The organism is Pseudomonas tritici, assembly GCF_014268275.3.
Classification (GTDB): Bacteria; Pseudomonadota; Gammaproteobacteria; order Pseudomonadales; family Pseudomonadaceae; genus Aquipseudomonas; species Aquipseudomonas tritici.
Genome location: NZ_CP077084.1, coordinates 138,811 through 164,092 on the forward strand (window position 1 = coordinate 138,811; position 25,282 = coordinate 164,092).

Annotated in this window: 27 protein-coding genes; 12 read left to right on the forward strand and 15 right to left on the reverse strand. The window is 61.0% G+C overall.

The window, feature by feature from the left end:
* Positions 1–34 precede the first annotated feature (34 nt).
* A complete protein-coding gene (locus tag HU722_RS00580; RefSeq protein ID WP_017739032.1) occupies positions 35–442 on the forward strand; it encodes an SMI1/KNR4 family protein in 408 nt (135 codons plus the stop codon).
* Between the two features lie 18 nt (positions 443–460).
* Here the strand turns inward: HU722_RS00580 and HU722_RS00585 are convergent, their stop codons facing one another.
* The gene (locus HU722_RS00585; RefSeq protein ID WP_065875539.1) at positions 461–2,224 is read right to left on the reverse strand and encodes a cation:proton antiporter; all 1,764 of its coding nucleotides are present in this window, start codon (positions 2,222–2,224) and stop codon (positions 461–463) included.
* A gap of 289 nt (positions 2,225–2,513) precedes the next feature.
* On the opposite strand from HU722_RS00585, the gene HU722_RS00590 reads away from it, so the two are divergent.
* Entirely contained in the window at positions 2,514–2,999 is a 486-nt protein-coding gene (locus HU722_RS00590; protein WP_003177014.1) for an acyl-CoA thioesterase, read from the forward strand.
* A gap of 3 nt (positions 3,000–3,002) precedes the next feature.
* Here the strand turns inward: HU722_RS00590 and HU722_RS00595 are convergent, their stop codons facing one another.
* Together HU722_RS00595 and pdxY are read right to left on the reverse strand one after the other, a co-directional pair.
* Entirely contained in the window at positions 3,003–4,034 is a 1,032-nt protein-coding gene (locus HU722_RS00595; RefSeq protein WP_065880318.1) for a hypothetical protein, read from the reverse strand.
* An 82-nt stretch (positions 4,035–4,116) separates the two neighbouring features.
* Entirely contained in the window at positions 4,117–4,989 is an 873-nt protein-coding gene (pdxY, locus tag HU722_RS00600) for a pyridoxal kinase PdxY (protein WP_049710858.1), read from the reverse strand.
* A gap of 116 nt (positions 4,990–5,105) precedes the next feature.
* On the opposite strand from pdxY, the gene HU722_RS00605 reads away from it, so the two are divergent.
* Positions 5,106–5,501 (forward strand): DUF3301 domain-containing protein, encoded by a 396-nt coding sequence (locus HU722_RS00605; protein ID WP_015886608.1) that lies wholly within the window; start codon positions 5,106–5,108, stop codon positions 5,499–5,501.
* Here the strand turns inward: HU722_RS00605 and HU722_RS00610 are convergent.
* The 3 genes from HU722_RS00610 to zigA are packed head-to-tail and all read right to left on the reverse strand — an operon-like array spanning position 5,495 to position 8,353.
* Complete coding sequence (locus HU722_RS00610; protein ID WP_186753150.1) at positions 5,495–6,457, reverse strand: CobW family GTP-binding protein; 963 nt, start codon at positions 6,455–6,457, stop codon at positions 5,495–5,497. The two genes, HU722_RS00605 and HU722_RS00610, sit on opposite strands and share 7 nt — an antisense overlap.
* Before the next feature lie 43 nt (positions 6,458–6,500).
* Entirely contained in the window at positions 6,501–7,145 is a 645-nt protein-coding gene (locus HU722_RS00615) for a DUF1826 domain-containing protein (RefSeq protein WP_065875542.1), read from the reverse strand.
* Positions 7,145–8,353: a zinc metallochaperone GTPase ZigA gene (gene zigA / locus HU722_RS00620; RefSeq protein WP_065875543.1), complete on the reverse strand. Its 1,209-nt coding sequence runs from the start codon at positions 8,351–8,353 to the stop codon at positions 7,145–7,147. Before zigA ends, HU722_RS00615 begins: the two co-directional genes overlap by 1 nt.
* A 142-nt stretch (positions 8,354–8,495) precedes the next feature.
* Between zigA and HU722_RS00625 the strand changes: the two genes are divergently transcribed.
* Positions 8,496–8,864, forward strand: coding sequence for a glutamine synthetase (locus HU722_RS00625; protein ID WP_065875544.1), 369 nt, complete (start codon positions 8,496–8,498; stop codon positions 8,862–8,864).
* On the opposite strand, the gene HU722_RS00630 is transcribed toward HU722_RS00625, so the two are convergent.
* A complete protein-coding gene (locus tag HU722_RS00630) occupies positions 8,861–10,063 on the reverse strand; it encodes an N-acetylmuramoyl-L-alanine amidase (protein ID WP_065875545.1) in 1,203 nt (400 codons plus the stop codon). The two genes, HU722_RS00625 and HU722_RS00630, sit on opposite strands and share 4 nt — an antisense overlap.
* A 127-nt stretch (positions 10,064–10,190) precedes the next feature.
* On the opposite strand from HU722_RS00630, the gene folE2 reads away from it, so the two are divergent.
* Genes folE2 through HU722_RS00660 form a run of 6 tightly spaced genes read left to right on the forward strand, consistent with a single transcriptional unit; the run spans position 10,191 to position 15,400 of the window.
* Positions 10,191–11,081 carry a GTP cyclohydrolase FolE2 gene (gene folE2 / locus HU722_RS00635; protein ID WP_065875546.1) on the forward strand — a complete coding sequence of 297 codons (891 nt, stop codon included), beginning with the start codon at positions 10,191–10,193 and terminating at the stop codon, positions 11,079–11,081.
* On the forward strand, positions 11,078–11,746 hold the full coding sequence (locus HU722_RS00640; RefSeq protein ID WP_049710851.1) for a metal ABC transporter ATP-binding protein: 669 nt from the start codon (positions 11,078–11,080) through the stop codon (positions 11,744–11,746). The genes folE2 and HU722_RS00640 overlap by 4 nt, the downstream gene beginning before the upstream one ends.
* Positions 11,746–12,612, forward strand: a complete 867-nt coding sequence (locus HU722_RS00645; protein ID WP_065880322.1) for a metal ABC transporter permease — start codon at positions 11,746–11,748, stop codon at positions 12,610–12,612. Before HU722_RS00640 ends, HU722_RS00645 begins: the two co-directional genes overlap by 1 nt.
* A gap of 11 nt (positions 12,613–12,623) precedes the next feature.
* Entirely contained in the window at positions 12,624–13,502 is an 879-nt protein-coding gene (locus tag HU722_RS00650; RefSeq protein WP_065875549.1) for a metal ABC transporter substrate-binding protein, read from the forward strand.
* Positions 13,499–14,059 (forward strand): gamma carbonic anhydrase family protein, encoded by a 561-nt coding sequence (locus HU722_RS00655; RefSeq protein ID WP_065891390.1) that lies wholly within the window; start codon positions 13,499–13,501, stop codon positions 14,057–14,059. The genes HU722_RS00650 and HU722_RS00655 overlap by 4 nt, the downstream gene beginning before the upstream one ends.
* A gap of 3 nt (positions 14,060–14,062) precedes the next feature.
* Positions 14,063–15,400 carry a dihydroorotase gene (locus tag HU722_RS00660; RefSeq protein WP_065875550.1) on the forward strand — a complete coding sequence of 446 codons (1,338 nt, stop codon included), beginning with the start codon at positions 14,063–14,065 and terminating at the stop codon, positions 15,398–15,400.
* On the opposite strand, the gene HU722_RS00665 is transcribed toward HU722_RS00660, so the two are convergent.
* On the reverse strand, positions 15,397–15,918 hold the full coding sequence (locus HU722_RS00665; protein WP_065875551.1) for a DUF3617 domain-containing protein: 522 nt from the start codon (positions 15,916–15,918) through the stop codon (positions 15,397–15,399). The two genes, HU722_RS00660 and HU722_RS00665, sit on opposite strands and share 4 nt — an antisense overlap.
* Before the next feature lie 130 nt (positions 15,919–16,048).
* Here HU722_RS00665 and cls point away from each other — a divergent pair, with 130 nt between their 5' ends.
* Both cls and HU722_RS00675 read left to right on the forward strand, forming a co-directional pair.
* Entirely contained in the window at positions 16,049–17,488 is a 1,440-nt protein-coding gene (gene cls, locus HU722_RS00670) for a cardiolipin synthase (protein ID WP_065891296.1), read from the forward strand.
* 111 nt (positions 17,489–17,599) lie between these two features.
* Positions 17,600–18,067: a hypothetical protein gene (locus HU722_RS00675; RefSeq protein WP_225930662.1), complete on the forward strand. Its 468-nt coding sequence runs from the start codon at positions 17,600–17,602 to the stop codon at positions 18,065–18,067.
* Here the strand turns inward: HU722_RS00675 and cfaB are convergent.
* From cfaB to hflC, 7 genes are all read right to left on the reverse strand, one after another.
* On the reverse strand, positions 18,058–19,239 hold the full coding sequence (cfaB, locus tag HU722_RS00680; RefSeq protein WP_065891295.1) for a C17 cyclopropane fatty acid synthase CfaB: 1,182 nt from the start codon (positions 19,237–19,239) through the stop codon (positions 18,058–18,060). The two genes, HU722_RS00675 and cfaB, sit on opposite strands and share 10 nt — an antisense overlap.
* Positions 19,240–19,326: 87 nt before the next feature.
* Entirely contained in the window at positions 19,327–20,115 is a 789-nt protein-coding gene (locus HU722_RS00685; protein WP_065891294.1) for an HvfC/BufC N-terminal domain-containing protein, read from the reverse strand.
* Positions 20,106–20,951 carry an MNIO family bufferin maturase gene (gene bufB, locus HU722_RS00690; protein ID WP_186753149.1) on the reverse strand — a complete coding sequence of 282 codons (846 nt, stop codon included), beginning with the start codon at positions 20,949–20,951 and terminating at the stop codon, positions 20,106–20,108. Before bufB ends, HU722_RS00685 begins: the two co-directional genes overlap by 10 nt.
* A 63-nt stretch (positions 20,952–21,014) precedes the next feature.
* On the reverse strand, positions 21,015–21,266 hold the full coding sequence (gene bufA2, locus HU722_RS00695; protein ID WP_065875556.1) for a BufA2 family periplasmic bufferin-type metallophore: 252 nt from the start codon (positions 21,264–21,266) through the stop codon (positions 21,015–21,017).
* Between the two features lie 117 nt (positions 21,267–21,383).
* A complete protein-coding gene (locus HU722_RS00700; RefSeq protein WP_065891293.1) occupies positions 21,384–23,270 on the reverse strand; it encodes a cation-translocating P-type ATPase in 1,887 nt (628 codons plus the stop codon).
* A complete protein-coding gene (gene hflK, locus HU722_RS00705) occupies positions 23,267–24,301 on the reverse strand; it encodes a protease modulator HflK (protein WP_065891292.1) in 1,035 nt (344 codons plus the stop codon). The genes HU722_RS00700 and hflK overlap by 4 nt, the downstream gene beginning before the upstream one ends.
* Positions 24,298–25,278 (reverse strand): protease modulator HflC, encoded by a 981-nt coding sequence (hflC, locus tag HU722_RS00710; RefSeq protein ID WP_065891291.1) that lies wholly within the window; start codon positions 25,276–25,278, stop codon positions 24,298–24,300. Before hflC ends, hflK begins: the two co-directional genes overlap by 4 nt.
* Positions 25,279–25,282: the final 4 nt, after the last annotated feature.

The following is a 25,282-nucleotide window of genomic DNA, read 5'->3' on the forward strand; positions in this document are numbered from 1 at the left end:
ATAAACCGCGCCATCTAGCAAGAGGATCCCGGCCGTGGAAGAAATCATCGAACAATTGCGTGAAGCCAACGAACCGGTCCCGGTTCCCCTTGAACTGCCTGATGAAGACCAATTGGTGGAAATCGAGGAACAACTGTTCATCGACATCCCGTTTGTCTTCCGTGAATTCCTGCTGACCGTCAGCGACGTGGTGTACGGCAGCCTGGAGCCGGTGACTGTCACCGACCCACAGTCCCACACCTACCTGCCGGACGTGGCGGCAAACGCCTGGGATGCCGGCGTTGATCGCAGCATGATCCCGATCTGCCAGGACGGTGACGACTATTACTGCGTCGAGGAAGACGGCACCGTGGTGCTGTGGTCCGGCGAAGAAGAGCTTGTTACCGAAGAAACCTGGGAATCGGTGTGGCACTGGGCGCGGGACGTCTGGCTGGAAAGCTGAGTCCACACCCAGGCCGGGTCAGTGCTCTGGCGTATCTTTGTGATTATCCAGCGTCTCCAGCAAAGCGACCTGCATCCGCGTATGCACGCGGATGAACCATCGCCAGAGCACGGCCGCCACCGCTGCCGTGACCACGGCGATCAGCACCAGCAACTTGTTGGTCGGCAGAATACTGGCCGACAAGGCTGCCAATAGCAGGAAAATCACCAGCAGCGAGAGGATTGGGATCAGCTCCGCAATCACCCGCCGCACGCGCTGAGTATGCCGCCCGGCCATTTCCGGCTTCACGCTCATCTCCGCCAGCAGCATCGACAGCGCCTTGAGCTTGCGGTACGCCGCAATCAGGAAGGGCAGCGACAGCAACAATGCCCCGCCCCAGATCAACGCCTTCTGCCAGCTTGGATCACTGATCCAACCCTCCAGATACCCGCCGATACGCGCCGCAAAAAAACTGCCGGTAAAGAAGATCGCGACCACCAGCGCCAGGTTCACCCCCACCTGCAGGATGATCTTGCGGATCATCGACGCCAGCATCGCACCCTCGCCCTGTGGCTGAATGCTGCGCAGCCATTCGCCATACATGCCGAACACCCGGCTCATGCGCTTGGGCATGACCGCCGCGATCTTCAATGACAGCGGGTCAGCACCACGGATCAGGTACGGCGTGAGCAAGGTGGTAATCGCCGAAACTGCCACCGCCACGGGATACAGGAAGTCGCTTGTCACCTGCAACGTCATCCCCAACGCCGCGATGATGAAGGAAAACTCGCCAATCTGTGACAGCCCCATACCTACGCGCAGTGAGGTACGGCCGTCATTGCCGGCGATAAACGCCCCCAGGCCGCAAGACAACATCTTGCCCAGCACCACGGCCACGGTGATCACCGCAATCGGCCAGGCGTATTGCAGCAGGATCTGCGGGTCGATCATCAAGCCGATCGCCACAAAGAAGATGGCGCTGAACATGTCGCGAACCGGCTCGATCAAGCGCTCGATCTTAATCAACTGCCGGGATTCGGCCATGATCGCGCCGATCAGGAAGGCGCCCAGCACCATGCTGTATTCCAGCTTGACCACCAGCAAGCAGAACCCGAAACACAGGCCCAGTACGGTGATCAGCAGCATTTCATTGCTGTCGAACTTGGCCACGTAGGCCAGTAAACGCGGGACCAGCAAAATGCCGATGACCAACGCAACGATCATGAACAGCGAAAGCTTGCCGACCGTCGAAAACACCTCGCCGGAGCTGACCGTTCCGCTGACGGCGATGCTCGACAGCAAGGCAATGATGCCGATACCGAGGATGTCTTCCACGATCAGCACGCCAAAAATCAGCTGGGCGAAGCGCTGGTTTTTCATCTTCAGGTCATTGAGCGCCTTGACGATGATGGTGGTGGAGGAAATCGCCAGGATGGCTCCCAGGAATAACGAATCCATGGTGTTCCAGTCGAACCACTGGCCGATTTCGTAGCCGATCCAGATCATCAGGATGATCTCCAGGAAGGCCGCGATAAACGCCGTGGCGCCCACCTTGAACAGCTTGCGCAGGCTGAACTCCAGGCCCAGGCAGAACATCAGGAAGATCACCCCCAGCTCAGCGAGGGTCTTGATGGTGTCTTCGTCGTGGATCAGGCCGAACGGCGGGGTGTGGGGGCCGATAATGAAGCCGGCGACGATGTAGCCCAGCACCACCGGCTGTTTGAGGCGGTGAAACAGGATGGTGACAACCCCTGCCACCAGCATGATCACGGCCAAATCCTGAATAAAGCTGATGGCGTGCATGGCGAGGGGCTCCTTGAGGGTACTGGCGCTTTTCCCACTTCCGCACGCCGTTGAACGGTCGCAGAGAGCGGAAGGAAAAGTCGGCCTTAATCGTAAGAAATGCCCTGAGATGGACTTTTGAAGGTTAACACCGCGACTTCCGGCAGAAAGCCGGTGCAATATATGGAAACAGATCGGTAGAAGCGTGACGGCAAGCCGCCCACCGGCGTCCCGTTAGGGATGGCGCTGCAAAGATTCCAGCACCCGCAGAGGTGCCCCCCAACCAATGCCTACAACCCGTGAGTGTGCTATGGAACCCGGAAACGCCCAGCTGTCGATGACGGTATTGATGACCCCTGACATGGCCAACTTCTCAGGCAATGTCCACGGCGGTACCCTGCTCAAATACCTCGACGAAGTCGCCTACGCCTGTGCGAGCCGTTATGCCGGCCGCTATGTCGTCACGCTGTCGGTAGACCAGGTGATTTTCCGCGAGCCGATCCATGTCGGTGAACTGGTGACGTTCCTCGCGTCGGTCAACTACACCGGCAACACCTCGATGGAGGTGGGCATCAAGGTGGTAACCGAGAACATCCGCGAGCGCTCGGTGCGCCATACCAACAGCTGCTTCTTCACCATGGTGGCCGTGGACGACCAGCGCAAACCGGCCGCCGTACCGCCGCTGCAACCGCATAACAGCGAAGACAAGCGCCGGTTCGTGCAAGCCCAGCAGCGCCGCCAGATCCGCCAGGAGCTGGAAAAGCGCTACCAGGAAATCAAGGCAGACGCGCTGTAGGCATCAGTAGTGCCAGCACTTGTCGAAGTGCGCGCACACATCAAAGCGCTGATCCAACTGCCCCATGCGCGCCAGGTGATGGTTGAGCACTTCAATCATCACTGACTTGCGAGTGTTGGTGTAATAGGCCGTCATCACCTTGTCGTTCGCCGCCACAAGATCGCGCGTAGCGTTGTCCGTCGGGTTCAGCCATTGCTCCAACACGGCGTCCTCGGTGACGCTTAGTCGATAGCGAAAAACCTCTACATAGAGGCCCATCGTCCGCGCCTCTTGCGCCGCCGCCTCTTCATTCAGCAGTGTGAAATTCTGCCGATATTGAGTCCAGTAGGCTTCTGGCAACGTGAACGAGCCCATTGCCGCCTTACGCTTGGCAATCTGCGCTTCAAGCGACGTGGGTGTCGACGGCGGCTCGACGGGTGTGTCCGGGTTCATCATCTTGAACAACTGCACGTTGGTGTCGACGATGGTGTTGATCAGCGCAGCGCGCTTGGGCGTTTCCGGAATCTGCTTGGGGAACATCGGCGTGCTGCCGGCGCACGCTTGCAGCGGGGTTTCGATCATCGGCTGCGGAATGCGCTCGTCTTTACCGTTGAAGCGTTGCAGGCGTTGGAAGGTCGTGATGCAACTGCCCCCCGCCACGTCGAACGTCACTTCATATTCCTTGCCCGCTTCCGGTGTGAAGCTGATCGCCTTGGCACACACATAGCCGCCGCCATTGGTGTTGATGCGCATGAATAGCGGCTTGCCAGGCGCCAGCTTCACTTCCAGCAGGCCACGGGCTTTTTCCGGCGGCGGCACGATCATGCCAACCCGACGCTTGGTGTCGGTCATCAGGGAGTTGTTGAGCATGCCGGTGGTGCGGCCTGCGCAGTGCTGCGCGTCGAAGAAGTCGAGCGTGGAATTTTGGGTATTGGAGACGAATCGCAACTTGGCGGCATCGGGTTCGGTGGCGTCCGGGTAGCTACCGTTGATGCTGCAAGCGCTGAGCAGCGAAACCAGGCTTAGCGCGGAAAAAGCCCGTAGGAAATGCGACATGGTTCTTCCTTGAAAAGCACAGGGGACAAAGAGGCGCCTGATAGTACCGGACGCCCTTTGCCTGGCTCAATCAGGAATGTTCCTACAGGCCGATGGCGGTGGCTTCAAAACGCACCCGAGGATGGGCGATGCGATCCTGGGCGCGCACCAGCTCCAGCTCGTAACTGGCGCAAGCCTGGGTCTCCAGCAGCACTTCATGCACCGCTGCGGCGGTGAACTCAAAGGCGGCCAGCAGGCTATCGCCCAACAACACGCGCGCCAGGAACAGCCCCGAGGTCAAATCGCCAACGCCCACTGGCTGACGCGGAAACGCCAGCAGCGGTCGGCGCAGGTGCCAGCTGCCTTCGGCGGTCACCAGCAGCATCTCGAAACCATCCGGCAGCTTACCGGGGTAATCCAAATGCTTGACCAATACTGCCTTCGGCCCGCGCGCCAGCAACGCTTTGGCCATGGCCAGGCAATCGAACAACGATTGCGGCTTGCGCCCGGCAAAGCTGTCCAGCTCCAACTGGTTGGGGCACAGGAAGTCAGCCATGGCCGCGGCTTCGTCCAGCAGGAAATCGCTGACTTCCTGGGGCACGATGCAGCCTTTCTCCGGATGGCCCATCACCGGGTCGCACAAATACAGGGCTTTGGGGTTGAGGGCCTTGATGCGCGCCACGCCGGTGAGGATCGCCCGGCCCTGGTCCGCGCTGCCGAGGTAGCCGGACAGCACGGCGTCGCAGTTGCCCAGCTCGCCGATCGCGGCAATGCCTTCCACCAGCGCCGGAATCTGCTGCGGCGCCAACACTTCGCCCGCCCACTGGCCATACTGCGTATGGTTAGAGAACTGCACTGTGTTCAATGGCCAGACGTTCACCCCAACCCGCTGCATGGGGAACACGGCGGCGCTGTTTCCGGCGTGGCCAAAGACCACATGAGACTGGATCGCAAGCAGATGAGGTGTGCGTTTCATGCAGGGGATTCCGTCAAGCCGTTGAAATTCTGGGCGCGCAGTATGCGACTAAACACGGCCTATACGACAGACCGGCGACACAGTTAAGCTGCTCTCACTTTGTTGGAGTTCATCGCATGCTGACCCTGGGAAACATCTTCGTGTTGATGCTGCTGGCGACCGGCGCCGCCTGGGTGTGGCACAACCACGGCTTGCGCGAACGGGCGCTGGAGCGGGTCAAGCAGCATTGCGCCAAGCTCGACATCGAACTATTGGACGGCGCGGTGGCGCTCAAACGCATCGGTTTTGTGAAGGATGCCAACGGTCGACGGCGCCTGGCACGTATCTACAATTTCGAATTCACCGTAACCGGGGAAACCCGCCATCCTGGGACGATTACCCAATTTGGTGCCCACAGTGCACAGATCGAACTGGCACCCTACCCGTTCGAGATCAAGACGCCGCTGCCCAGTGCCGAGGTGATCGAATTGAGCCAGTGGCGCCAAGACCACGGCACCAAGAACCGTCAGTGACGGCAGGCCGCCAATGCAGCCTGCAACGCGGCCAAGTCTTGTGGCTCGCTGAAAATCAACTCGATCCGCGAATCACGACGCCACTCACTGGGTTGCCAGGCGAGCGGGCTGTTATCCACAGCGTTGGCGGAAACCCAACCTTCTGCGCTGTGGATAACCAGCTTGGCGCGACGCCATTCAAGGTGTGTGAGCCATTGATACAGCCGCTGCGCATCGAATTGCTGGCTCGGGTGCCAGCGCCAGCCAACACTCCAGTCGCCCTCTTGGGCTTGGCTGAGGCAGATCGGTAACGTGGGATCGCTCCAGATGGCCGGGATTTGCGCGAGGCCTTTTTGCACTGCGAAGTTATCCACAGCGCGGCTCGCGTGTTCGTGCAGGCCTGGCAACTGCTCAAGAGGCAGCTGGGCCTGGCGCGTCCAGTAAAGCGGACATTCCGGTAACAATTGCTCAATCGCCTGGCGCTGTGCGGCGTCCAGCGCTTCATCCTTGTTCAATACCAGCAGTCCTGCATGGGCCAGCGCTTCCTGTTGCGCTGTTGGTAAGGGTTTGCCTGCCGCCAGGGCCTGCGCATCCAACACCATCACGCAAGGCTGAACGGCCAGCACCTCCTGCCACGGCGCTGCGCGCAGTTGCTTGAGCAATTGCGCCGGATGGCCCAGGCCCGACGGTTCGATAAACAGCCGATCAGGCTTGGCCTTGCGCAACAAGCGACCAAGTCCTACCTGAAACGGGGCTCCATTCACACAGCACAGACAGCCTCCGGCGACTTCGCCCAGGGCAATGCCGTCGTCATCCTGAGTGAGCAAGGCGGCGTCCAGGCCGATCTGCCCGAACTCATTGATCAGCACGGCCCAACGCTCGTGTACCGGACGCTGGGCGAGCAGGTGCTTGATGAGGCTGGTCTTGCCGGCGCCCAGGGGCCCGGCAATCACGTGGGTAGGAATGTTCTGCAGCATGAGGGGCATCGTTCGGACCGTGTAGAGCGTTGATCCTACGCGGTTATGCGAGCCAATCCAGTGTCAGGATCAAGCGGCGTTCATCGGCTTTGAGGGCTGGCGAGCGGTGAATCAAACCGTGGCCTTCGTTGCCATGCCATTTGGTGCCCTTGAGCAGGGCGACTTCGCCGCAGTGGATCTGTTCGATACGCTCGCTGGGCTCCGCGTCCGGTTGGCTCAGCTGGCGACGCTCCATCACGCCTTCGCGCAACCACTGGCTGCCGATGCCGGCATAGGTGGTGATCAGCCGCACCGGCACATGATCGACGTGAAAACGCGGGCACATGGCCTTGTCCAACAGTCGCAGCCGCACACCAATGCGCTTGGCACCCAGTAAGCAGGCAAACGCGCTGACCAGCCACGATACATCGGCGACAAAGCCTTCATAGCCTTCAAGATCGCGGCAACTGGACGCCAAGCCCTGCAAGTTGGGCAGGGCGTCTTCGTTGTTGAGCTCGATGACCATGGAATCGGCCAGCGGCTCATTGAGCGCCACCAGCAAGGCGCCGAACTCAGCGATGTGCAGCGGCAATTGGCGCTGCCACAACGCTAGGTTCACGCCGTCTTCGAGAATGTCAGAGAGCGCCAGCGGCGTTTCACCAAAGACCTGGCGAATCACGGGCCGCAGGGGAGTCACCGGGGCCAGCATCAGGCGGCTGCCTCTTCATACCAAGGGCCAAAGGGATCGGCCAGCAGGCGCCAACCTTCGACGCCCAGGGCCATTTCTTCATCGTTGAGCAGGCAGGCGTCCAACTCGACGCGCATCAAGGCGAAATCAATGTTCTGCCCGATAAACACCAGTTCCTGGCGACAATCGCCGGTGCTCAGTTGCCAGTTACCCATGATCGCCGCGACGCTTTCTTCGTCCTGCGGCCACTGGCTTTTCGGCACAAAGCGCCACCAGCGGCCGGCAAAACCATGGCGCATCAAGCCGCCGGCCTGGGACCAACTGCCTGCATCCTGGTGCTTGCTGGCCAGCCAGAAAAAGCCCTTGGAGCGCAGCAGTTTGCCGTTAACCCAGGGCCGGTCGATAAAGTCGAAAAACCGCTGCGGATGAAAGGGGCGGCGCGCACGGTAAGCGGTGGAAGCAATGCCGTACTCTTCGGTTTCCGGCACGTGTTCTCCGCGCAATTCCTGCAACCAGCCCGGGGCTTGGGCGGCGCGTTCAAAGTCGAAACGCCCGGTGTTGAGGATCTTGTGCAGCGGCACTTCGCCCATGACCATCGGGATGATTTCCGCCTGGGCATTAAGACGCTCGAGGATCGCTATCAACTCTTCGCGTTCGCGGCTGCTGATCAGGTCGATCTTGCTGATGAGGATCACGTCGGCGAATTCGATCTGCTCGATCAGCAGGTCGGTGATGGAGCGTTCGTCTTCTTCACCGAGGGTTTCGCCGCGTGAGGCCAGGCTTTCAGCGGCCTGATAGTCGAGCAGGAAGTTCATCCCGTCGACCACGGTAACCATGGTGTCCAGGCGCGCGATGTCGGTCAGGCTTTGTTCGTTTTCATCACGAAAAGTGAAGGTTTCGGCCACGGGCAACGGTTCGGAGATGCCGGTGGATTCGATTAGCAGGTAATCGAACCGACCTTCCTTGGCGAGCTTTCCGACTTCTTCCAGCAAGTCTTCCCGCAAGGTGCAGCAGATGCAGCCGTTGCTCATTTCCACCAGCTTTTCTTCGGCGCGGTTGAGCGTGACGTCGCGCTGGACTTCGCTGCCGTCGATGTTGATTTCGCTCATGTCGTTAACGATCACCGCCACCCGCAGGTTCTCACGGTTGCGAAGGACGTAGTTGAGCAGCGTGCTTTTACCGGCGCCGAGAAAGCCGGACAACACAGTAACGGGGAGACGATTGGGCATCAGGACATTCTCATCAGGCCGCCCGGTCAAGCCAGGCTGTATTTTTATGTTATAGTATAACAATACAAATAAGCCAATCCTGTCTTGCTTGCCACGACGAAGGGCGCAATGCTTGAACACTTTCCCACCCTTGAGAAACCCGATGAAATACTTGGTGTGCGCCCTGTTATTGGTGGCGGTAGGAACTGCCTGCGCCCAAGCGCCGAGCCTGCTGGCCAACTGCACGCGCAGCGCCAACCTGCTGGCCTGCGTCGACCCATTGGGTAACGCCTACAGCGTAGCGACAGTCGGCAGCACCACGTACTTGCGCGGGTACGAGGTAATCGGCAAACGCTATTGGGCACAGACCAACAGCCGATACGGGCAACTGACGTTCTTTACCGGGTTGGCATCGGACGGTGAGGCATGGGTCGGCTACACGCGGCGCGTGGGCTGGACCACCCTCAACCGGTTTTCCAGTTCGGGCGGCGCCAGCGCCAAATTCACCTGCAGCCGCATGACCGGCTGTTAGACCTGACCGTTCTTCTGCTCCTGCACCCACGCCATGTAGCTGTTCATCGGTGGGTTCTTCTGGAAATACTTTTTCAGGCCTTCAAACAGACCATCCGCAACCGCCTGTTGATGGCGCGCGGTAACCAGGCGCGCGCTGTCCCTTGCATTGGAAATAAACCCGGTCTCTACCAGGATCGACGGCACGTCCGGTGACTTGAGCACCGCAAACCCAGCTTGTTCCACGCGCTTCTGATGCAGGCTGGTGATGCCTTCCAAGCTGCCCAAAATCGAACTGCCCAGCTGCAAGCTGGAGGCGATGGTGGCGTTCATCGACATGTCCAGAATCACCCCGGCCAGCATCGGGTCCTTGTCCTTCAGATTGAGCAGACTGGTAGCCCCGAGCAAATCGGCGCCGTTCTCCCGTTGCGCCATGAATCGCGCCGTGGCTGAAGTGGCGCCGCCCTCGGACAAGGCATACACCGAAGCGCCCGATGCGGTGATGCGTGGCGCGGCATCCGCATGCACTGAGATGAACATATCGGCATTGTGCTTGTGGGCGATTTCCACGCGCTTGCGCAGCGGTACGAAGAAGTCGTCGTTGCGCACCAGCTTCACGTCAAAGCCCTTTTCGCGCTTCAAGCGTTTGGCCAACAACTGGGCAATGGACAGCACCACGTCTTTCTCGCGCTGGCCTTTGGAGCCGACGGCGCCTGGGTCCTTGCCACCGTGGCCGGGGTCGACCACCACGATGATGTCGCGCTTGGGGTGCGCCTTATCCACTAACGGCGCAGGTTCGGCGGCGATTTGTCGAGGCGCCTGGGTGGCGCTGGTCAGGTCCAGTACCAGGCGATGACCCTGGCCGTCCTGGGGCGGCAATAGAAAGCTGTTGAGCTGCATCGGCGCCGCCAGGTCCAGCACGATGCGCGTATCGCCTTTGCCGAAATGCCCGGAGCGGATTGAGGTGATCCCGCTGTTCTTCAACGCCAACTGAGTGAAATCACCACTGAGCCCGGCGCCGCTCAGGTCGATGATCACACGCTCCGGTGCGCTCAGGGTAAACGTCTTGTATTGCACCGGGCCGCTGAGGTCGAACACCAGCCGCAGCTTGTCGTCCGAGCGCCACAAGCGGGCGTTGCGTATCTGCGTGGCGTGGGCCGCAAACGGCAGCGTGAAAAGAGGGCTGGCCAAGAGCAGGTTCAGGAGCTGACGTCTGTGCATACGGATACCGCAAATGAAGGAGCGTCCCTACTCGACATGACTGAAAAAAGGCTGGAGCAGAAAAATCATCGTCGACTCAATAGTTATAATATAACATGTCTTTTTATTTCCAACGATGGACCTGCTCATGAATGCGCTGACTCTGCCGGATATCGCCGCGCAGGCTTCACGCCAAGCCTTGCCACTCGATTGGGTGGGCATGTGCGGCATCGCGTTGCCGATCCTGATCAACGGCCAGCACCTGACGGCCACCGCCGACGCTGGCGTGAGCCTGGACGATGGCAACGCCCGTGGCATTCATATGTCACGCCTGTACCTGGCGCTGGAGATGCTCGACCAGCAGTCTCTTACGCCTGCACATCTGCGTAATGTACTGCAGCGTTTTCTCGACAGTCATGAAGGTTTATCTAAGAACGCCTACCTGCGTATCCACACCGATTTTCTGCTGAAACGCGCCGCCCTAGTCAGCCCCTTGGCTGGGTGGAAGCGCTACCCGATCAGCATCGAAGCGCGTCTCGAAAACCAGATGTTCCACGTGGAACTAAAAATTGACGTTACTTATTCCTCGACGTGCCCGTGCTCCGCTGCCCTCGCCAGGCAGTTGATTCAGCAGCAGTTTCTCGAAGATTTCGCCAACACTCCGTTGCGGCACGACGACGTGTTGACCTGGCTCGGCAGCGCCAACGGCATCGTCGCCACGCCCCACAGCCAGCGCAGCAATGCGCAATTGCATGTTCAGCTGCAAGGCGAGCAATTACCTATTACAGAGTTGATCGATAAGGTCGAAGCCGCCCTCGGCACCGCCGTACAAACCGCTGTAAAACGTGCGGACGAACAAGCCTTCGCCCTGGCCAATGGGCAGAACCTGATGTTCTGCGAAGACGCCGCCCGCCGCCTGAACCTCGCCTTGAAACGCTCGGATGCCGTCAAAGCCTTCCACCTGAAAGTGATCCACGCCGAAAGCCTGCACGCGCACGATGCCGTGGCCGAAAGCCGCTGGACGAGAAACCCTGCATGATCACCTGCACCGCTTTGCGCTGGGGCGCCCCAGGCCAACCACTGACGCCCGCCATAAACCTCACCCTGGAAAAAGGCAGCCTGACCGGCATCATCGGGGCCAACGGCACCGGTAAAAGCAGCCTGCTCAAGGTTATCGCCGGCCTGCAAAAACCTCTGGCGGGCAAAGTCAGCGTGGACGTTCCACGCCGTGGCGGCCTGTCGTTCCTGCCCCAACAGCAACAGCTCGACCGCCAGTTCCCCATCAGCCTTCAAGAATTGGTCGCCGCCGGTTTCTGGGGCACTCAACTCTCCCCACAACAACGCAGCCAGCGCCTAGAGGCGGTATTGCAAGACTGGTGCCTCAGCGGCCTGGAGCACCGCCCGCTGATGGCCTTGTCCGGTGGCGAATTGCAGCGCGCCCTGCTCGCCCGTATGAGCCTGGCCGAAGCGCCCGTGTTGCTGCTCGACGAGCCTCACGCCGCCCTCGACGAAGAAGGCCAGGCACTGTGCTGGAAACACATCCACGCCTGGCACGCGCAAGGCCGCACGCTGATCGTCGTCTGCCATGACCTTGCATCCGTGCGCCAGCACACCCAGCAAGTGGTGCACATCAAAAGCACCGGCTGCGTGTTTGGTCCGAGCAAAGAGCTGATCCGCCCGCAGCCTCAGATGCAGGTGGCCTGATGCATTTCGCCGCCCACCTGTGGATGCCATTCGTTGATTTCGTGTTCATGCGTCGCGCCTTGATTGGCGGCCTGGTGCTCGCCTGCAGCACCGCACCGTTGGGCGTGTTTTTGATCCTGCGGCGCATGAGCCTGATCGGTGACGCCGTCGCCCACGGCATTCTGCCCGGCGCCGCGCTTGGGTTCTGGTTTGCCGGCCTCAGCCTGCCCGCCTTGACCATCGGTGGCCTCGGCGCGGGCCTTAGCATGGCTGGACTGTCCGCTTGGATCACCCGCCGCACCGGCCTGCGCGAAGACGCCAGCCTCGCCGCCCTCTACCCCATCTCGCTCGCCGCCGGCGTGCTGATCCTCGGCATCGCCGGCAAGCGCCTGGACCTGCTGCACCTGCTGTTCGGCTCCGCCTTGGCCGTGGACCAAACCACCCTCACTGGCATGCTCTGGGTCACAGGTTTCAGCGTGAGCGTCATGGCTGTGATCTACAAGCCGCTGCTGCTGGACACCCTCGACCCGCTGTTCCTGCAAACCATCAGTCGCCTCGGCCCCCTGGCTCACGGGCTGTTCCTGACCCTGGTGGTGCTGAACCTGGTGATCGGCTTCCAGGCCATCGGCGCCTTGATGGTGGTGGGCCTGATGATGTTGCCGGCCATCGCTTCACGTTTCTGGAGCCGGCGCCTGCCCGTGCTGATCGCAGTATCGGCAGTACTGGGATGCGTGTCGGTGTGGCTGGGTTTGTTGCTGTCGTTCTACTACTCGTTGCCCAGCGGCCCGGCCATCGTGCTGGTGGCGGGTGCCGGGTATCTGCTGTCCGTGGTTTTCGGTCCGGTGCACGGCTTGCTGCGCCGCCCGCCTTTGCTGTCATCCCAATGAGGTGTTTCCCGATGCGCGCTCTATTCGTGCTGTTCAGTCTCGTCTTGTCGTTATCGACGGCTCAGGCCGCAGACAAGCTTCAGGTGGTTACCAGCTTCAGCATCCTCGATGACATCACTCACCAGATCGGTGGCGATCACATCCAGATCAGCAACATGGTCGGCCCCGACGCCGACGCCCATACCTATGAGCCAACGCCGGACGATGCTAAAGCGCTGCTCACGGCCAGAGTCATCATCAAGAACGGCCTCGGCTTCGAGCCTTGGCTGGACCGCCTGGTGACGAGCACCGAAACCAAAGCCACCGTAGTCACTGCCAGCAAAGGCGTGATCTCTCACACCATGGATGAAGACGGCGAAACCATTCCCGACCCACACGCCTGGCATAACCTGGCCAATGCCGAAATCTACGTGAACAACATCACCAAGGCGCTGATCGCTGCCGACCCCGCCAACAAGGCCGACTATCAGCGCAACAGCCAAACCTACCTAAAAGAAATCTACCGCCTGCTCGCCGAGGCCAAGACCAAGTTCGGCGCGCTGCCACCCGGTAACCGCCGCATCGTCACCTCACACGACGCCTTCGGTTACCTGGGCCAGGCTTACGGTATCGAGTTCCTCGCCCCCCAAGGCCTGTCCACCGAACGTGAGCCGTCCGCTGCCGAAGTGGCCGCGCTGATCACGCAGATCCGCAAAGACAACGTCAAAGCCGTGTTCATGGAAAACATCAAGGATTCGCGCCTGCTCAAGCAGATCGCTGATGAAAGCGGCGCGCAGATCGGCGGCACGTTGTACTCCGACGCCCTCGCCGCGGAAGGCCCGGCCAGCACCTTCACAGGACTGTTCGAATACAACCTCAACACCCTGTGCGCCGCGTTGGGCAAGCCATGATCCGCAAGAACCCGTCGGGCGATCTGCCCGTGATTGCCGAATCCGCCTATGTCGACAAGACCGCGATCATCTGCGGCAAAGTCATCATTGGCGAGAACGTCTTCGTCGGCCCCTACGCCGTGATCCGTGCCGACGAAGTCGACGCCAGCGGCGCCATGGACCCGATCACCATCAGTGCCAACTCCAACATCCAGGACGGCGTGGTCATCCATTCCAAGTCCGGCGCGGCGGTGACCATCGGAGAATTTACTTCCATCGCCCACCGTTCCATCGTCCACGGCCCGTGCAGCGTTGGCGACCGCGTGTTCATCGGTTTCAACAGCGTGCTGTTCAACTGCGCCGTGGGCGACGGCTGCGTGGTGCGCCATAACTCGGTGGTCGACGGGCGCGACTTGCCCGCCGCGTTCTACGTGCCCTCCACCACCCGCATCGGGCCCACCACCGACCTGTCGCAATTCCCGCCGGTGAGTGTCAGTGCCTCGGAGTTCTCCGAAGACGTGGCACGCACCAATGTCGATCTGGTGCGCGGCTACAAAGCCCTGCAAAACGAGTTCTGAACCATGAGCCGCCTGCTGATCCGCAACGCCCGCCTGGTGAATGAAGGGCAGGCATTCGACGCCGATGTCTTTGTTGCCAATGGTCGTATCGAGAAGATCGCCAGCAGCATCGAAGGCTGCAACGCGCCCGTGGCCATCGACGCCCAGGGCCAGTGGCTGCTGCCGGGCATGATTGATGACCAAGTGCATTTTCGCGACCCCGGGGCACCGGACAAAGGCAGCTTCTACAGCGAATCCCGCGCCGCGGTGGCCGGTGGCATCACCAGCTTCATGGACATGCCCAACACCAGCCCGGCTACCCTGAACCTTGATGCCCTGGCCGATAAAAAACGCCGCGCCGCCCTGCACTCGGTGGCCAACTATGGCTTTCACTTCGGCGTGAGCAACGACAACCTCGACACCGTCGCCGCGCTCGACCCGCGGGAGGTGGCCGGGGTCAAAGTGTTCATGGGCGCCTCGACCGGCAACATGTTGGTGGACGATCCACGCATCCTGGAACGTCTGTTCGCCGAAGTGCCGACCATTCTGTTGGCCCATTGCGAGCACACGCCGAGCATCCAGGCCAACGAGCTGCGCCTGCGCGAACGCTTCGGCGAGCACATCCCCGCCGTCGCGCACCCGCTGATCCGCGATGCCGAGGCGTGCTATCGCTCCTCATCTTTTGCGGTGGAATTGGCCAAGCGTCATGGCACCCGCCTGCACGTATTGCACCTGACCAGCGCCCGTGAGCTGGCGCTATTCGAAGACAAGCCACTGGCCGAAAAACGCATCACCGCCGAAGTCTGCCTGCATCATCTGCTGTTCGATGACCGCGACTATCACCGCCTCGGCCACCAGATCAAATGCAACCCGGCGATCAAGACCCGCGCCGACCGCGACGCCTTACGCCAAGCGTTGTTGAGTGATCGTCTGGATGTGATCGGCAGCGACCACGCACCGCATACCTGGGCGCAAAAACAGCTGGGATATCGCGAAGCGCCGTCAGGGCTGCCGTTGGTGCAGCACGCCTTGCCGGCATTACTGGAGTTGGTTGCGGACGGGCTGCTGCCCATCACCACCTTGGTAGCGAAGACCAGCCACCGGGTCGCCGACCTGTTTGCCATCCCGGACCGAGGTTATCTACGCGAAGGGTATTGGGCCGATCTGGTACTGATCAAACCAGAGCCCGAGGGAAAGCCCGTCAGCAGCCAGCCGATCCTGGCCCGCTGCGGCTGGACGCCCTTCGCTGAACGCAGCTTTCGCCACAGCGTCAGCACCACCCTGGTATCCGGCCACCTGGCCTGGCACAACGGCCAAGTGGTCGATAGCTGTCAGGGTTTACCCCTGCATTTTCTGCGTTAAGCGCGGGGCTTGACCGTACCGCAATCGGTACCCAGCCACTGGGCATGGCTGTCCAGGCTGCCCTTCTGCTGGATGCCAGTGGCATTGAAGGTGCCGTTGACGGTGGTGGTGAATTCCTTCTGACTCTGGAACGTCGCCACGCCCGTGCCCTGGGCTTTCGGGCAACTGAAGCGGAATTTCCACTGGTTGCCGGTCTTGTCGGTCACTTCCTGTTTGCAGCCCGATTGCGGGTCGGTCAGGGGGATCGAATCGGAGGCCACCTGTGCCGGTGTAAGGCACACCTGCACACCTTTACCGGCCATGGTGATGCCTTGTTTTTCGAGCATGGCGCGCTGTTCGGGGGTCATCTGTTGCTTGAGTTGACCGAGGATCAGCGACAAGTCCGGCAGGTCCTGGTTATCGACTTTCATATTGCTGGTGGTCAATTCCCACAAGCCCGGCGCCAGCATCTGCGCCTGCGCTGCCACGGGCAGCGACAAACCAACAACCATGGCCAAACCTAGCAGACGAGCATTCATCGGGTAACTCCTGGGCAATTGTGGGCGTTAGACGCCGCAAAAGCGCCAGTGTTGCACGGCAAATAAAATAGCGACATTCGTGACCAGACATGGTCTGTTAGGCATTGGATTGCCTGGAGTACCGTCGTCCATGGATTTCTTTGGCCCGCATCTGCTTGCCTACTTCATTGCCACGCTGCACTTTCTCGGGACCCTCGCCGCGATTCATGCGGTGCTGACCGTCAGGACCGCCCAAGGCTCGATCGCCTGGGCCTTGTCGCTGATGTTCATGCCTTACCTCACGCTGATCCCTTACCTGATCTTTGGTCGCAGCACGTTCGATGCTTACATCCAGGCGCGTCGCCAGGCCAACCAGGAAATGCACAAGGCAATCACCGCACTCAATTGGCGCCCGTGGGTCGAGGAGGCACTTGCTGCGCGTAACTCCAGCGCCTACGCCTCGCTGCGCGCCATGCCCAAGCTGGGCCGCATGCCGTGCCTGGCCAATAATGAGGTGCGTCTGCTGGTGAACGGCGACGCGACCTTCAGCGCGATTTTTGAAGCCATCCGAAACGCGAAAACCGCCGTGCTGTTCCAGTTTTTCATTATTCATGACGACGAACTGGGCCGCCAATTGCACACCTTGTTGAACAAAAAAGCCGCTCAGGGCATAGCCGTTTACGTGCTGTACGACCGTATCGGCAGCCACGCCCTGCCCCATCGCTATGTGCAATCACTGCGTGAAGCCGGCGTGCATATCAAAGCATTCGCCACGCGCAGCGGCTGGCTTAATCGCTTCCAGGTCAACTTCCGTAACCATCGCAAGATCGTGGTGGTGGACGGCATCACCGGGTTTGTGGGCGGGCATAACGTCGGCGATGAGTACTTGGGCAAAAAACCGCCGCTGGCGCCGTGGCGTGATACGCATGTGCAGGTCACCGGCCCGGTGGTGGCGTGCTTGCAGGAGTCATTTGCCGAAGACTGGTTCTGGGCCGCGCGAGAACTGCCGCCATTGATTCTGCCGGACGCCTACCCCGAGGACGGCGTGCTCTGCCAATTACTCGCCAGCGGCCCCGCCGATCCTTATGAAACCTGCTCACTGTTTTTCGTAGAAGCCATTCACGCAGCCACCCAACGCGTGTGGATCACCAGCCCGTACTTTGTGCCCGATGAGGCGGTATTCGCCGCCCTGCGCCTGGCGGTTCTGCGGGGTGTGGATGTGCGCCTGTTGCTGCCGTCACGGCCCGATCACCGCATCGTTTACGCCGCGTCCAGCCTTTATGCGGCCGAAGCCGTGCGCGCCGGGGTGCGCGTGTTCCGCTACACGCCAGGTTTTCTGCATCAGAAGGTGGTGCTGGTGGACAGCGAAATCAGCGCCATCGGCAGTGCCAACATGGACAACCGCTCGTTCCGGTTGAATTTCGAAGTGATGCTGCTGACGGTCGACGAAGCGTTCGCTAAACAAGTCGAGCACATGCTGCTGGACGACTTCGCCCTGGCCCATGAGGTCAGCCAGGAAGAAAGCCGCGAGACCCGACGCCTGCAACAGCTGGGTATGCGGGTGGCGCGGCTGATTTCGCCCATATTGTAGGCAGCACGGCCGATTTACGACTGATTTGTCGATAGCCGACCAGTGACATCTTCATTCGTGCAGCACCTGCTCTAGGCTCAAATCTGTCACTTCCGACAATTGGAGCTAATCATGGCACCCTCATTGATGGACCAACCCCAACGACCCACTCAGACGGCCATCTCGATAGAGGTAGATATCGGCGCCCCCACCTACATTATCTACCTGCGGTACGAGGTGCTTTACGACGCCAAACCCTTTGAGGACGCCGTCGTGTATCTCTACGACAACGGCGTCTACAAAATCATTTCCCCCGGTGAAAACCACTACGGTGTCTATGTCATCAAGGGAGAAATCAGTGGGGAACGATGGGAGATAACCTTCCTTTCCATCCCTCATCCAGACTGGGGTGGCAACGTGGCGCGGCATGACCTCACCTTCAACAGAACCAGCAAAGTATTCGGACAGCAGGCTTATCTGCAAGTTGATCCAGACATTCCCAAGCAGCACGGCAGGTTCCACGTGACGTCAAACAACGTCATCGACCCGCGCCCGCTCACCTGGGATAACATCCCTCACCCGAAACTCGATCAGCGATAAATATCCTCGCGCGTCCACGGCAGTTCATGGCTGCCATCTGCATGGGGCTTGGTTGCAAGGATTTGATGCAGATTTATCCAGCCCCGCGCAAACGCATACGCGCAACCAGCCAGGTACAACCGCCAAATGCGCAACGCTTGCTCCGGCACCATCCTCGCCGCCGCTTCCAAGTTGTCTTCCAGGCGCTCGCTCCAATGGTCCAGCGTGCGGGCGTAGTGCAGGCGCAGGCTCTCGACGTCGACCACTTCCAGCCCGACTTCACTGATTTCGGCGGTCATCATCGCCAGGTGCGGCAGCTCGCCGTTGGGGAACACATAACGCTCGATAAACTCCCCCGCGCCACGGCCCACAGGGCGACCGTCGGTGTGCTTGGCGGTAATGCCGTGGTTCATCACCAGGCCGCCTTCACGCACGGCGCCGTACAACGTCTTGCAATACTCCGCCAGATTGGCGTGGCCGACGTGTTCAAACATGCCCACGCTGACCACCTTGTCGAAACGACCGTCTTGCGGCAGGTCGCGGTAGTCGAGCAGTTGCAGGTCCACCTGATCTCCCAGGCCCTCGGCGTTCACCCGCTCGCGGGCCAGTGCCAACTGCTCTTTACTCAAGGTGATGCCAAACACCTTGACCCCGAACTCCCGCGCGGCAAAACGCGCCAAGCCGCCCCAGCCACAACCGACGTCCAGCAAGTACTCGCCGGCCTGCAACCGCAATTTGCGGCACAAGTGGCGGAATTTGTCTTGTTGGGCCTGATCGATGGATTCGCTGCCGGTTTCGAAATACCCGCAGGAGTACGCCATGTCCTGGTCCAGCCACAGCTGGTAGAACGCGTTGGACAAGTCGTAATGGTAGGAAATAGCGGCTGCGTCAGTGGCCTTATCGTGAATCGAGCGCACCGGACGGGTTTCATCGTCGTGCACCAGCGCGTGACTCAGTTCATCACACACCCGGATCACTTCGGCAATAGAGCCTTCCAGCTCCAGCTTGCCTTCGATAAAGGCTTCGCCCAGTAAGTTGAGCGTGGGATGGGTCAATTGGCTGACAACCGCGGGGTCCTTCACCACGATGGTCACACTGGGCTCGGGGCCCAAGTTGAATTCATGGCCATCCCAGAGTCGCAGACGCAGCGGTAGCTGAAGATTCTGTAAGGCCGGTGGAAGTTGCGCGAGCATGAGTAGTCCCCCCTTGTTTCAGACGTCTGGCTTGAGGGTAGACCATCCGAAGACAAAGTAGGAGGCTATCGATTTGATAGCGCTCGCCTATAAGGCCCGGCGCTCGAGCAAGCCGTCCTGAACCCATTGTTTAAGCCACGTGACGGCCTGCAACGGTGCACCCTCTGCGTAACTGACTGCCAACGCTGCGCACAGTTCGGCAAAGGTCCAGCCGGTGGTCGCCATTCCCGCCAGGGCACAGGCTTCTTCAGGTTCCAGGCTACGGTAATGGCAAACATTCTGATGGCGCCACACCAGGCAGATCTGTGCCGGGCTCAACGCCTGGCTGTCGGGAAAATCCGACTCGTCCTTGCTGGCGCGCCAGATCGCCACGCTATTGAAATGACACAGCACTTGTTGCACCGATGGCGCCAGGGTGACCTGCAACACTGGCCATTCTTCAGGTGGCAACAACGCCATATCGTTCAGCGTCAGCGCTTCGCCCTGCGGTGCATCAAAGGCCAGGGTAAACGCCCACTCCAACCGCGCCAGTTCCGCCAGCGGCGCACTTTGTGCCGCCACCAAATGCTCAAGGATAAACCCAGGGAAACGCTGACCCAGCCAGCGCAGGCTGTAATGGGCCGATGGGTAACGGCGCACATAGGCCTGGGTCAGCGAGGCGAATTCATCATCGCCCAACCAATAATGGATAGCGCGGAAGTCATGCCGCAAAACTTCCTGCAGCCGCGCGATATAGGCGTTGTGGTAAATCGCCAGGCCCGTGTCCACATCCAGCGTCGGCCCACCCAGCAAACTGGCGGCGAAGCCACTGCTGGCGGTCGGTGTTTCGGCTAACAGGTGCTGTTCGAAGGCCAGCTGCCAATCGGTCAGGCGCATAAATGCCTCCCGGCCAGGGCCTTAGCGCCCAACTCACGGGCCTTGCTTAATTCGGTGAGCAGCTCTTCAAAGGGTGGGAAATGGTCGTCGCGCTCCAGTAGCGTCGACACAGGCCCCAGGTGCTCAAGCGTCTGTTGATAAAGCGCCCACACCGGGTCACACACAGGATGGTCATGGGTGTCGACCACGTAGTCGCCGTAGTCCATATGCCCCGCCAGGTGCAGCTGGCGGATGCTCTCAGGTGGCAGGTTACGAATAAACGTCCAAGCGTCGAAGCCATGATTGCGCGAGCTGACATACACATTGTTGACGTCCAGCAACAACTGGCACCCCGACAAGTGAGCCAACGCGTTGAGGAACTCCCACTCGGTGAATTCGTCGGCCTTGGAGCGCACATAACTGGAGACATTTTCCAGCACCAGAGGGCGTTGCAACACGTCCTGTACTTGGCGCACGCGGGCAGCGACGTGGTAGAGGCTTTCTTCGGTGTAAGGCAGCGGCAGCAAGTCATGTAACTGGTGGGCGCTGCCGCGGCTCCAGCACAGGTGATCGGAAATCCATGCCGGCTGGATACGCTCGGCGAGCTGTTTGATTTGCTTCAGGTAATCGGTATCGAGGGCATGGGGCCCGCCGATGGACAAGGACACGCCGTGCATCACCAGGGCATAGCGCTCGGCTATCGCATCCAGGTAGTACAAGGCTTTACCGCCCTGGACCAGATAATTCTCGGAGATCACTTCAAACCAATCCACGGGCGGCGACTGTTCAAGAATCTGCGGGTAGTACTCACTGCGTAAACCCAGGCCGTAACCGAGGCTCGCAAGGGGGGTAGGCATAAGACACTCCTGGGAAAGTGTCCGCAGCGGACGGTAAACCGCTGCGGTAGCACTCGGCTGCGATTACTCGCCGACTTTGCCGCCAGCGGCGTCACAGGCAGCCTTGGTCATGGCCTTGAAACCATGACCCTTGCAGGAGCCCTGCCCTTTGCAGGCATTTTCAGCGGTCTTGCAGTCGTTCATGCCTTTGCAGGAAGTTACGCCGTAGCAATGAACAGTAGCGTCGGCGGCCTGTGCCTGGGTGGCGACACCGGCAAACATAGTGGCGGCAGCGAAAGCCAGGGCAGCACCGGAAACGGCATTTTTGATGTTCATTTTGTAGTCCTCAGGGATCAGTGTGGGTGTCGGTCTGAACGGATTGTTCAGTCTCGACACACCACTAGAGCGAGGTCCCCCATCGGCGTTACAGCGCCTTTCAACTATTTCTGAAGATTATTCTTCAAGCTTCAACAGGGGTTCCTGAAACCGCAACAAACGCCCGGCATTTCCAAGTACCAGCAACGTGCTGAGGTTATGCAGCACCGCCGCAATCATCGCGCCCGCCGCACCCAGCCAACCGAACGCCGCAAACACGACGATGGCCAAGGTCCAGCCCAAGCCGATGATCACATTGACCTGCAACGTCTGCCGGCACTGGCGACTTAAGCGCACACAAGTACCCAGGCGCCGCAGGTCGCTGCCGATCAGCACCACGTCAGCCGATGCCAGCGCAATATCCGCGCCGCCCGCGCCCATGGCCACGCCGACCACACCGGCCTTGAGCGCCAGGGAATCATTGATGCCGTCGCCCACCACCATCGGGCGAAAACCGCTGCCGATTTCCCCCAGCACGCGGTTGAGCTTGTCTTCCGGCAGGGCCTGGGCTTCGACGTCGCTGATGCCCACCTCCAGCGCGAGGCTGTCGGCCACGCTTTGGCGATCGCCCGTGAGCAGCAGTTGCCGACCGAGGCCGAGCTCGCGCAGCTCTTGCAGGGCTTGGCGTGCTTCCGGTTTGACACTGTCGGCCAGCAGCAGCCAGGCCAGAAATTGCCCGTTCAGCGCCAGCCCGGCGATCGGGCCATCGTGGTTCGGCACAGCCGTGGTGACAACGCCCAGTTGCTCGAATAACTCTGGCCGGCCCAAGGCCGCTTCGCCCTGCTGGGTTTGCGCCACGACGCCCAGCCCCTGGCGTTCGCGAATGTCCGTCAACACGTGCATCTGGTCCTGCGTCGCCAACCCCGCCAACGCCCGGCTGACCGGGTGGCTGCTGGCCGAGCCCAGGCTGGCCGCCAGGTTCAACACCACCTGCCGATCCGGCGCCGTGGTTTCGATGGATTGCAGACGCAAGGTGCCAAAGGTCAGGGTGCCGGTCTTGTCGACCACCAGTGAAGTCAGGTCCGCCAACTCCTCCAGAAACGCCGAGCTGCGAATCAGAATCCCATGCCGCGCCGCCACCGCAATTCCGGCAATCGCCGTGGCCGGCGCCGACAGCACCAGCGCACATGGACATGCCGCCACCAGCACGGCGAGCATCGCCTGGGCGTCATTGGTCACAAACCAGGTCACCGCCGCCAGCAACAACACCAACACCATATAGCTGCCGGCATAGCGCTCCAGCAGCCGCGTAATCGGTGGCTTGGAACGCTCGGCGTTCTGCATCAGCGCGATGACTTTGCCTAAGGTGGATTCGTTACCGGTGCGGGTCACCTCAAGGCGCAGCAGGCCGTCGAGGTTGATCGCGCCGCCAAACACCAGCACCCCTGCGCTGGCTTCCAACGGTACCGACTCACCGGTAATCGGCGCCGTGTCCAGGCTCGCCTGGCCCGACAGCACCACGCCATCGGCGGGCACCCGATCACCCGCGCGCACCTCGACGACATCGCCAGTGTTCAGCGTGCCGTTATCCACTTCAACAATGCTGCCGTCAGCCTGCACCCGCCGCGCATGGCTGCGGGTCAGTTTGCCCAGGGCATGGATCGCTTCCTGTGAGCCGATTACGCTGCGTTCTTCCAGCACGTGGCCGAAAATCATGATGATCGGCAACAGCGCGGCGGTCAGCAGATCCCCCGTAGCCCAAGCACCGAGCATGGCCAGGGCGATCAGTTGGTCGGTGATGCCATGCAGGCTGGGGAACCGCAGGCTGTACCAGGCCGAACGCATCACCGGCACGGCCACCAGCAAGGACGCCACGCCCAGCAGCAATTGGCTCACACCGTTCTGGTCCGGTGCCAGCCAGCGCCATACCAGGCCCAGTATCAGCAAGCCCAAGGCCAACATGGCCAGGGTCAATTGCCGGGCGGCGCTGCGCTGTTCGGCGGAGGTCAGCATGAGCACGCTCATTGTTCGGCTCCCTGGATGATCAAGCGGGAGTCGTCTTTTGGATCGACCGTGGTCACGGAACCGGCCTGGCCGAGAATCTTCGGCAGACGTTCACGGTACAGGCGCAACAACAGGCCCGGGTCTTTCACCTGGGCCAGGCTGGCGACGGTTGCGGTTCGCGCCTGGGCATTGGCCAGGCGTTCGCTGGCCTGGGCGTGGGCAACTTGCACCAGGCGATCAGCTTGTTGGGTTGCATTTTGGGTGAGCTTTTCGGCTTCGGTGCGAGCGTTGGCCACGGCTTTATCGGCTTGTTGACTGGCAGTGAGGACGGCATTGAAGGCATTCACCGCCGGGCCCGGCAGGCTCGATTGCACATCGACGCGGGTCACTGCGATGCCCAATCCCAAGCCTGTGGAAGCCAGCTCCGTGAGGCGCTTATTGATGCCTTGCACCAGATCGCCGCGCAGCCGCTCACGGCGCTCGGCGGCGCCATTGTCGGTACCGATCAGTTCGGGGCGCGCCACCAAAATCGTGTCCAGGTCACGCGCGGCCGTCAGGGCCACGGCGCTGCGGGTCACCAGCCGATCCAAAGCCGGCAACACATGGTCGCCCTGCAACACAAAGGCGTAAGGTTCAGTGACTTTGTAGAACACCCGCACATCCAGCTGCACCACACCGGCATCGCCGGTCAGCAGGTAGCCGGAGCCGGCCAGCGCATCACTCAACGGCGTGGCGAAGCTGGCCACGCGGTCGGCCTGGATCGCCGCGTCGGAACGCAGCAGGTTCTCCACCCGACGTTCGATCACCCGGTCGGCGGCCGGCAACAGCACCACCTGCTCGAACGGCTGCGGCCACGCCAACAGCAACCCGGCATTCTGGATACGGTCGAGGGCGCCAAAGTGCAGCACCACGGCGCGGTTCTGCGGGTCGATCTGGCGCACATTGGAAAACGCCCAAGCCAACGCCGCCAACACGGTCACCGCGTACAACGCCAGGAAGGTCAGACGCCCGGCTTGGATCCATGGGCTGTCCGGACTGGCACGCTCGGTCATGGCTGAACGTCCTTCGGCCCGTCCACCAAGGCGCGGAACGGGGCGGCATCGGTGCGCAGGATGATCTTGGTCCCCGGCGTGACCACGGTGCCCAAGGTATCCAGCGAGCGCAGCAGGTTATACAGCTGGGGATTACCGGCGTAGGCGCGGCCATAAATCTGCGCGGCTTCGACCCGCGACTGCGCTTCGATATCGGCGGCTTTTACCGTGGCATCGGCCTGTACGATGCGCGCATCGCGCTCGGCGGCAGAACGGATCTGCGCCGCTTCGCGCTTGCCCACAGCGGTGCGTTCGGTGGCGATGGTTTCACGCTCGGCGCGCATGCGGTCGACAGTGGCGGTGAGGGTCACCGACGGCAGGGTCAGCCGCTCGATCCCCACTTGGGCCACGCGCACGCCGTAAGTGGTGAGTAATTGTTGATCAATCTGCTGGCGCAACTGCGCTTCGAAATCGGCAATGCGCACCTGGCTGGCATCGGTGTTGATCAGGCTGGACAAGTCGAAACTGGCCGCCGTGGTTTCCAGCGCCGACCCCACAAAGGTACGGATCTGTCGCGCCGCTTCATCCGGCTGGTTCTGCACGGCGCGCATAAAGCGCTGCACATTCTCGGCGTCACCCTGCACCTGCCACGCCACATAGGCCTGCACGATGATGCGCAGACCATCACGGGTGCCCACATCCTGCAACCCGCTGGAGGTGGTGCGCAGGCGCAAGTCCACCGGGATCGCTGCTTCGAACGGCGCCGGCCAGCGCCAGCCAAGGCCCGGTTCCAGCAGCACCCGCGATGGGTTGCCGAAACGGGTAATCACCGTGGCCTCGCCGGAGCGCACCTGCACCAGGCTGGCGGCCGCGACCGCAAACAGCACCAGCAACAGCGCCCAGGCCATGCGCCGCCATGGGAATGGGCCGGCGGCTTGCTCGCTACCGTGATGATGGTGGTGATGGCCGTGATGATGATCGTGAGAATGAGCGCTCAACAGA